The organism is Methanobrevibacter sp., assembly GCF_045646205.1.
Classification (GTDB): Archaea; Methanobacteriota; Methanobacteria; order Methanobacteriales; family Methanobacteriaceae; genus Methanocatella.
This window is the reverse complement of sequence record NZ_JAZRKF010000018.1, coordinates 20,267-28,606: the sequence shown is the minus strand read 5'-3', so window position 1 is coordinate 28,606 and position 8,340 is coordinate 20,267. Positions and strand designations below refer to the sequence as shown.

Annotated in this window: 6 protein-coding genes and 1 pseudogene; 1 reads left to right on the top strand and 6 read right to left on the bottom strand. The window is 32.0% G+C overall.

Annotated features, from left to right (window positions below):
• Nucleotides 1–508: 508 nt before the first annotated feature.
• The 3 genes and pseudogenes from ACKI44_RS03585 to ACKI44_RS03575 all read right to left on the bottom strand — a co-directional run bounded on the left by ACKI44_RS03585 (nt 509) and on the right by ACKI44_RS03575 (nt 3,318).
• Nucleotides 509–913, bottom strand: coding sequence for a group II intron maturase-specific domain-containing protein (locus ACKI44_RS03585; protein ID WP_407421607.1), 405 nt, complete (start codon nt 911–913; stop codon nt 509–511).
• Nucleotides 914–982: 69 nt separating this feature from the next.
• Nucleotides 983–1,999 (bottom strand): annotated as a pseudogene (locus tag ACKI44_RS03580) (reverse transcriptase domain-containing protein); the annotation flags it as partial.
• Nucleotides 2,000–2,715: 716 nt separating this feature from the next.
• Complete coding sequence (locus ACKI44_RS03575) at nt 2,716–3,318, bottom strand: hypothetical protein (RefSeq protein WP_407421605.1); 603 nt, start codon at nt 3,316–3,318, stop codon at nt 2,716–2,718.
• Between the two features lie 537 nt (nt 3,319–3,855).
• On the opposite strand from ACKI44_RS03575, the gene ACKI44_RS03570 reads away from it, so the two are divergent.
• Nucleotides 3,856–4,260 carry a protease inhibitor I42 family protein gene (locus ACKI44_RS03570; RefSeq protein ID WP_407421603.1) on the top strand — a complete coding sequence of 135 codons (405 nt, stop codon included), beginning with the start codon at nt 3,856–3,858 and terminating at the stop codon, nt 4,258–4,260.
• A gap of 71 nt (nt 4,261–4,331) precedes the next feature.
• Here the strand turns inward: ACKI44_RS03570 and ACKI44_RS03565 are convergent, their stop codons facing one another.
• Genes ACKI44_RS03565 through ACKI44_RS03555 form a run of 3 tightly spaced genes read right to left on the bottom strand, consistent with a single transcriptional unit; the run spans nt 4,332 to nt 8,159 of the window.
• A complete protein-coding gene (locus tag ACKI44_RS03565; protein ID WP_407421601.1) occupies nt 4,332–7,292 on the bottom strand; it encodes a DEAD/DEAH box helicase in 2,961 nt (986 codons plus the stop codon).
• Nucleotides 7,285–7,854: a (deoxy)nucleoside triphosphate pyrophosphohydrolase gene (locus ACKI44_RS03560; protein ID WP_407421599.1), complete on the bottom strand. Its 570-nt coding sequence runs from the start codon at nt 7,852–7,854 to the stop codon at nt 7,285–7,287. The genes ACKI44_RS03565 and ACKI44_RS03560 overlap by 8 nt, the downstream gene beginning before the upstream one ends.
• Nucleotides 7,851–8,159, bottom strand: coding sequence for a hypothetical protein (locus ACKI44_RS03555; protein WP_407421597.1), 309 nt, complete (start codon nt 8,157–8,159; stop codon nt 7,851–7,853). Before ACKI44_RS03555 ends, ACKI44_RS03560 begins: the two co-directional genes overlap by 4 nt.
• Nucleotides 8,160–8,340 lie beyond the last annotated feature (181 nt).

Below are 8,340 nucleotides of genomic sequence, written 5' to 3'. Positions count from 1 at the left end.
TATAAATAAATCTGTAAATACCTATATTGGACTCAATTTTGTTAATACTAACAATCTTTTCTCCTTTATCATCCTTATCCGCTTTTGACGGATAAATCCTAACTTTAATATTCTTATTAACAACTTTCATTTAATTATAACTACCATTATTAATTAAACCCAAATAAAATATGTATTAACTACAATTAATAATATAAACCATATAACTATATAAAGAAATACCTAGAGAGCATTTGACAAGTAATGTGCAAACGTATAAATTATAAAAAAAATCAAAAAAAATAGTTATACTGAATGAAAAATCCAATACAAATACCATGAAAAAATAGCCTATTTTAGAAAATCAACTAGGGAAATTAGCAAAAATAAAAGTACCCCCAACAATGCGATTCATCCCGTCGGATAAGTCAGAGGGGTCACCCCCTCCTTCTCTCCTAAGAACCCATCGTGTGACTTTCATCACAATGGGCTCAAGCAAACATTTATCTGAATAAGAAGGTTTAATTTATTATCTATTTGCAAAATAATCTGATTTACTGGCATCATATGGACTGTAATTAAATTTTATCATGGTATACCGTCTAATCGAGTACCAGGACATTCTTTCCATATGTAAACCATTTTTAGGACCAGTTAAAACCCAATTATCTCGGTGTTCTCCATCATTGTAAGGAGGATAATATTTCTTTTTAATCCATTTCTTACTTTCCTTAGGATGAAGCCGTTTAAGGAATTTACTATTCTTAATCCAGATGTAATGATCCATTTTATTGAATATTTCTTTGGAAACGTAATGTTTCCAAAAGTTAGCAATTCCCCTAATAACTGGATTAACAACTTCAATTAATGTGTCAACATTATTTCCATCCATATTCTCATATATATCGGAGATTTTATCTCGGGCTTTCTGAATACTCTCTTTAGATGGTTTAATTAAAGTTTTGTGACCATTTTTGGAGTAGTATATTCTGAAGTTCAGTCCCAGAAAATCGAATCCCTCTCGTAAATGGGAAATTTTTGTTTTGTCTTCAGCGAGTGTTAAACCTCTTTTGACTAAATAAGGTTCTAGAATTTCAGATACTTTCAGTATATCTTCTTCAGTTTTGGCAAAAATAACGAAATCATCGGCATATCGAGTCATTCGATATTTACCTTGTGTTTTATATGTAGTGTAAGGTTTTCCATTTCTGTTGTATGTTTTCTTTCTGTATGAGATGTTTAAACATTCTTCCATGCCTGTCAAGGCAATATTTGCCAATAAAGGCGACAGCAATCCTCCTTGAGGAGTACCTTTATCATTATGTTTGAATATATTATTATCAACATAACCTGCTTTAAGAAAACGCTCAACAAGTTTATAGTATGGAAATCATTTAATTTGTTCAAGAATGAAATCATGGTCAAGATTATCAAAACATGACTTGAAATCTCCTTCATATACATAAACCCAGTTGCCAGGGTGAATATAATTAAATATTCTTTCCGCAGCGTCATGGATACTTCTTTTGGGTCTGAATCCGTAGCTGGTAGGTTCAAAACGAACCTCCCACTGAGGTTCTAAAACCATTCGGAGAATCTCTTGATAAATCCTATCAAGAATAACTGGAATACTAAGAGGACGCATTTTACCATTCTTTTTACGAATATATTTACGAAGAGCCGGTCTCGGGTTGTGTAAATTAATATTACGATTACGAATTTTGTAAAATAACTCCATTCTTTTCTTATCAGTTAAGGCTCTAAATCCACCAATACCTGCAGTTCTCCTTCCTTTATTAGTCTGAGTAACTCTTCTGATTGCCAACAGTTGTGCATATGCACTACGCCCTAATAGTCGTTGCAAATCCCTTACTTTACGATAATCACCTTCACTTTCAGCACGATATATCCGCTTTTGAATTTTATCTACATACTTTTCTGCTTTCTTCCAATCTATAGAAGACCAGTTAGTAATGTTTGAAGTGGTGGACACAAAAGTATACTTTTGTGTATTTCTCATCAGTTATACCTCCAATCTTTGAATAAAATCAAAATATTCGTTTTATATGCATGTTGTTCACCTGCTAAAATCAGCATATCCATTCACAGTTATTAAAATTTGTCAGTTTCCTGCTGTCTTTCGACCAAATAATGGCATTTGCTTTCTTAGCATCCTTTACCTCATAAAGAATTCAAGTTTCCTCACAGTCACCCTACTAGAATAAATTCTAGACTTTATCAGGCTTACCGAGTTTACCTTTTGTTAGATACGATTAGGTTAGGTTCTTTCTGTATCCCGAACAAGCACTAAAAGGTTATGACCTATATACGCTCAAGCCGAATAGCGCATGACTTAAAGTTGGCTTGTTGACACGATGGAATCATTTAAACTCCTTTAATAAAACATCGTTCTTCTTAACGAGACTTTAAACAAAAGTTCACATAACGTTAACCAATACTAATCTTTCTCTCGCCCTCAACAGCCCGGAGTATGACTATCGATTAGGCTTTAAACTATCATGCAACCCACATTATCGTCACCAATAATGCAGTTTCAAGTGAGAATAACCCGCATAACAGGATTATCAGTCCAATGACTGCACTAACATATAATCAAAGATTATATAACAAATTAAAAGGCAATTGCTCGTCGCACCAACTTTGAGAAGTTGGAGTATTCTCGCTAAATTATGATAAAAAAATAACTCTTTGATTAAGAGTTAAAAAAATTAGTTTTTACCATGAATTTAAAAAATCCTCAAGCTCCTTTTGTTTTTGAGCCCTGATTTCTTCATCCTTAAGGACTTCCTCATGGACTTTCTGCTTGTGGGCTTCCTCTTTTTGCCATGTATCGTTAATTTTATCAAGAGTTTCTTTGTTGTTTAGAGGACCCTGATAGAGAGTGTTAATAAGCTTTCTTAATTTGGATTCCAGAGGTTTTGTTGAGTTTGCAATTTCATCATACGTTATTTGAACTGTAATTTTTACAGCCTGAGGTCCGATTCCGTCAATTTTGAAGACGTAATCCTCACCGTCAATGTCAACATGAATTTTTTCATCATATATATAGTGTCTTCTCTCGAAAGCCACCCTTTGAAGCACAGAGGCACTATTCGTTTTTGATGCAATCAGATTATGCAATTCCTTTTCAATCGGCCCTACGGATGAAACTATTTGGAAATATTTGAAAAATCCCACAATATCAAGTGCATTGTGTCCGATATCATGAACCAGAACTTCGTAGGATGAAATTCCGCTATCAAATTCTACATGCTTTCTTTCAATTCTGAATTTGTTGTCAAAAATAACACTTCTTAACTTAAAAGCTTCGTAGTCCATGTTAATTAATTGTGTTTAAATGGTATATATAATTTGTGCCCATCCATCATGATCCTTAACAAAAATATCTTGAAAAGCATTATGTTTTTACTATGCGTTTGTGACGTGATTCCCCCCATGCAATCTGAAAATTATTTTTTTACTGGCTGATATGTATAGATTGGGTTTTAGAACTTTACTTGATTGGAAGTGATGTTTAAGCATGTTTAGTATATGATTAATTATTTGATAATTAATTTGATTGACCATTAAAAATATTGGCCATACTTTTAAGTAAATGCATGAAAAATCTTTCCGGATTTTCTTTAGGAAGTGGAAAATGTCACCAGCATTATATGAATAATTGTTTTAAAACGTCTTAAAAATCCAATATCCCTCCCAAATACACAACCGAATTATTTAAATCATTTTAAATAAGATTTATATGAAAGTAAGTACATACATGCGAAAAGACATATATAAGGTAGATTCCAACATCAATAGTAAGTACTAATCACATTGACGTGAAAAAGTACAAAAAAATGGAGGTAAAATTATATGGAATTAAATAAAATATTCGCTTTATTAGCTATTTTCGTATTATTTGCTGGAATAAGTACTATTTCCGCAGCAGATATTGACGTTAACAGCACTTCAGCAGATAATATAACTGATATTGAAAATGTTACTAATACCGGAGCAGTTATTGACGGCAACGGTAATTTCGTCATGAGCGTACCGACCACAGCAGGAACCGGTTACCACTGGGAAGTAAGTCCGCTATCATACGGTGTTGAACTTTACTCCTCCGATTTTGTTGCAGACCATCCTGGAATGTGCGGTTCATCAGGTACAACTTACTTTAATTTCCACACAGACGGTGGAGATTACTATGTTAAATTAGTTTTAGTCAGCCCTAGCGGCGATATCGTGGATGAAATTGATTCAGATATGCTAAACTAAAATAAATTCTTTCAAACCATAAATTCCATTAAATCGGGGGATTATTCCCCCTAATATTAATTAACTATTTTTTAATCTTTTGTGAAATAGTCATATAATTCATCTTTAACCGGATTTTCTATTTTAAATGTGAAATTAACAATAGGTTTTTCTTTACCACCAATATTTCTATAACGTTGTTTATAGTTTAAAGGAGTTAATTTACCCATATAATAAAATTCAATACCTTCATCATTATTTTTCTGTATAAATAACTCAACATCCAACTCATTATAATTAATTAAAGGTTCTAATTCAGATGAAGAAGTTTTCCTATTATCTCTACTCATCCAAGAAAATAATTCCTTATTGATAAATTGATCATCATAATTAATTGTCTCCGAAATATCCTCCGCTTTATCATAAGTGACAAAAATAGGGCAAGTATTGTATTTAATTTTATATCCACCAATATTTTGACCATTCATAAAGTATTTCCAATTTAAAAGCCTTAAAACATCTTCACGAGAATATTTTTCATATAACTTAAATGGCTTCTCATCCATATAAACATTATCATATTTAAGAAATGCGTAATTTAATACATCATTAAAATGTTTTAAATAAGTCGGATTATTTAAACAACTTCTAAAATAAGGTGAAATCTTAAAATCATCAGTGAAAAACATATCATCAAACGAAATAACATCACCAATAAATTTTTGAATAGTATTTGCTTGATAACCTTCACCTTTTTCTTTTTTATAGAAATTTAAACTTAAAAAGTTAATAGCTCCTTTTATTGAGTCTTTTTGATTTTTCAAACCATAAATATCGAATAAACATTTTTCAATCATTTCAATAGTGAAATATTTATTATATCTAAGACAATTTAAAATAATAAGTTCATGAGGCCTTATTCCTTTAATTAGTTTTTTTGAAATAAATTTTAATGAAATAAGTTCATTATTCGATAATTCACCAGTATAATCATCCTCAACTTCATTTAAAAATAAATGATAACAAGGAAAATCATTATGTTTTAAAATTAATTCTGGACTAAAATCAGCATTATTATAAAAATCACATAATAAAGGAATTTTACCCAATTTAGCTTTTAAATTCATATATTTTTCTTTAAAAAGAGTTTTTCTATTAAATGAAGCAGTGTTAATTGATTCATAAATCTTTTGTTTAGAAACTTCATCAAAATTAATAGATGATACACCAGGAATAATCTTGTTTCCCTCCATCAGATAGCGTCTCAAGTTATCCTGGTCATATGATCTGTCCCCAGACAGTGCCAATGGAATCATATAATTATTCTTATAATTACCTATAAAATCCAAAATGACAACAAATTCCTTATTTTCAAACTTCCTCAATCCTCTACCAAGCTGTTGGACGAAGATGATTGGAGACTCAGTCGGCCTTACAAGCAAAACCTGATTGATTTCAGGAATATCCACCCCTTCGTTGAAAATATCAACAGTAAAAATATACTCTAGTTTATTTGGATTTTCATCATTGGTCAAACGGTCAATTGCATCAAGACGTTCATCCTGTGAGTTTTCACCAGTAAGTACTACAGATGGGTGGCCACGTTTATTAAATTCTTTTGATAAAAGTTTGGCCTCTTCTTTTCTTGAACAAAACACAAGTGCCTTGATTCTATCTCCAGAGTAGCCATAAAACTCGGATTTTTCTAGCAAGTACTCAACTCTTTTATTCGATGCGAGATAATTAAAATCCCTAAAGTTATCATCAATGAATACTATATCAGAATCACCATTACCCAATACATCAGAATCGTCATCAAAATTCTGTTTTTCAAAAGTAACATCACTTATTCCGAAATAATGGAATGGACAAAGCAAATCTTCATCTAGAGCCTCCTGCAATCTGATTTCATGAGCAATATTATGGTCGAATTTCTCATAAATATCAAAACCATCTGTTCTTTCAGGTGAAGCAGTCATTCCCAAGCAGAATTTTGGAGTAAAATAATTTAAAATCTTTAGATAAGTTGGAGCACCCAACCTATGCGCTTCATCGATTATGATATAGTCAAATTCGTCTTTTTTAAATTTCGTGTAGACATCATCCTTTGATAATGTCTGAATCGTTGCAAAGACATAGTCTGCATCGAAGTTCTTTTCATTACCCGTCAACAGTCCAAATGACTTGTCTTTAATAACGTTTTTATAAGCGGCAATTGACTGCTTTGCGATTTGTTCACGGTGAACGATGAATAAAAAGCGTTTAGGATTAAAATCCTTTATGGCAAAAGCGGAAGCATAGGTTTTACCTGTACCTGTGGCTGAAACCAGAATGGCTCTTTTTTCTCCTTTCTGAATTAAGTTTCTGATATTTCTTAAAAATGCTTCCTGCATGGTGTTTGGAACCAAATCCCTAATGTTTCTTTCCTTTAATTTATCAGTGATTTCCCTTAACTCTTTGAAATTGACATTGTCATTGTATATCTTTTCATAAGTAGGTAAAATATCATTTAAACTCTTTGATTTATTCCATAATTCATTGAATTCATTTAAAAGACTGATTATGATTTCACCATTTTCAGTTGTGGTAAATCCCACGTTCCATTCCTTGTTTTCAACCAGTGCGGCTGACGTTAAATTGGAACTTCCCACAATAGCTGAGTAATTGTTATTTTTCTTAAAAACGTAACCTTTAGTGTGAAAACCTTCATTTTCCGTTGTAAACATTCTGATTTCTATGTTTTTAAAATCATTGAGTCTTTTTAAGGCCTTAGGCTCTGTAAAATATAAATAATCAGTGGTTAATATCTTTCCTTTGACATCATTATTTTCAAGGTTTTTCAGCTCCTCCAAAAGAGGTACGATTCCTCCAAAGGTAATGAATGCAGTTGAAATGATAAACTCGCCACATGTCCTCAGCTGGTCGATTATTTCGTTTCTGACCTTTGTGTGTTTTGAGTTGAAAAGCAGTTTGGGTTTAAAGTCCGGACTGGATGAATTGTTTTCATCGATAAATGCCGTTTTAGCCCCGTTTAAAATGTCTTCATTAATCATTCTTATCAATCACGATAGTGTCCAGGATTTCAATTGACCTGATTTCAGCATAAATCAGCTGTCTTTCGAATTTGTCTTCGGTGTTTTCGTATAATTCCTTTAACTTGTCAAGGTCGTAACCACATTTCTGCATTTCCTCATCGACCTTTTTCATCTTTTCTATGATAAGTTCTTCATTTAAGGTCTCTTTTAGATAGTTTACGGCATCGACATCTGCCGGAATCCAGTTAACGTCATCAAGTTCCTGTTTTGAAAGCCATCTTGCATCATTGTGCTCGATGAGTTCAAGCGTTCCGCTTTTTATTGTACAGTCATAGCAGGACATTTTAAGATAAAATGTAGGGTACTGATACTCGATATCCAGTGCAAAATTAGTGATTTCAATATCGATGTTTAATTCCTCTTTGATTTCCCTTTTAAGGGCTTCTTCCTTGGTTTCATTTTCTTCAATTTTACCTCCGGGAAACTCCCACTGGTTAATGAACTCCCCATAGCCCCTTCTGGTTGCAAGGATTTTATCGTCCTTGTGAATAATAGCTGCCACAACATTCAATGTTTTCAATTTAATTCCCCTACTTTAATGAATCTTCGAAATCTGCCGTCGATTTCAATGTAATCGCAATTTTTGAATAGCTTTTCAAGTTCGTTAATGAATTCCATGTCTTCATTTCTGATGTCTTCTGTGCTGATTGAGTTTAAATCCTCTTTTGTCAATATGATTGAGAATTCATCATGCAAAAAATCAGTGTCTGTATCAAATAACATCAATCTGTCAATGAATGGATAAAATAAGTTAACATTGTAATTGGTTTTATAAAAAGTGGACAGATTGTTATTGACAGTTGAAATGGAAATATTGCATAACATTTAATTTAAACCTCTAATTAAATATTATGCAGCTGATGTTATATAGTTGATGATATTAATAGCTAGAACTTAAATATTCATAATTAATTAAACCGTCTTGATACAATAATATCTTAATAACATTTTTTATGAATTTAGTTAAGTCATCTTCTTCAATTTCATTATTACCTGGAGTTAATGA

Bases quoted from the DNA above. Each gene is read 5' to 3' on its own strand.
- ACKI44_RS03570 (WP_407421603.1), top strand. From the start codon at position 3,856: ATGGAATTAAATAAAATATTCGCTTTATTAGCTATTTTCGTATTATTT.
- ACKI44_RS03555 (WP_407421597.1), bottom strand. From the start codon at position 8,159: ATGTTATGCAATATTTCCATTTCAACTGTCAATAACAATCTGTCCACT.
- ACKI44_RS03575 (WP_407421605.1), bottom strand. From the start codon at position 3,318: ATGGACTACGAAGCTTTTAAGTTAAGAAGTGTTATTTTTGACAACAAA.
- ACKI44_RS03565 (WP_407421601.1), bottom strand. From the start codon at position 7,292: ATGATTAATGAAGACATTTTAAACGGGGCTAAAACGGCATTTATCGAT.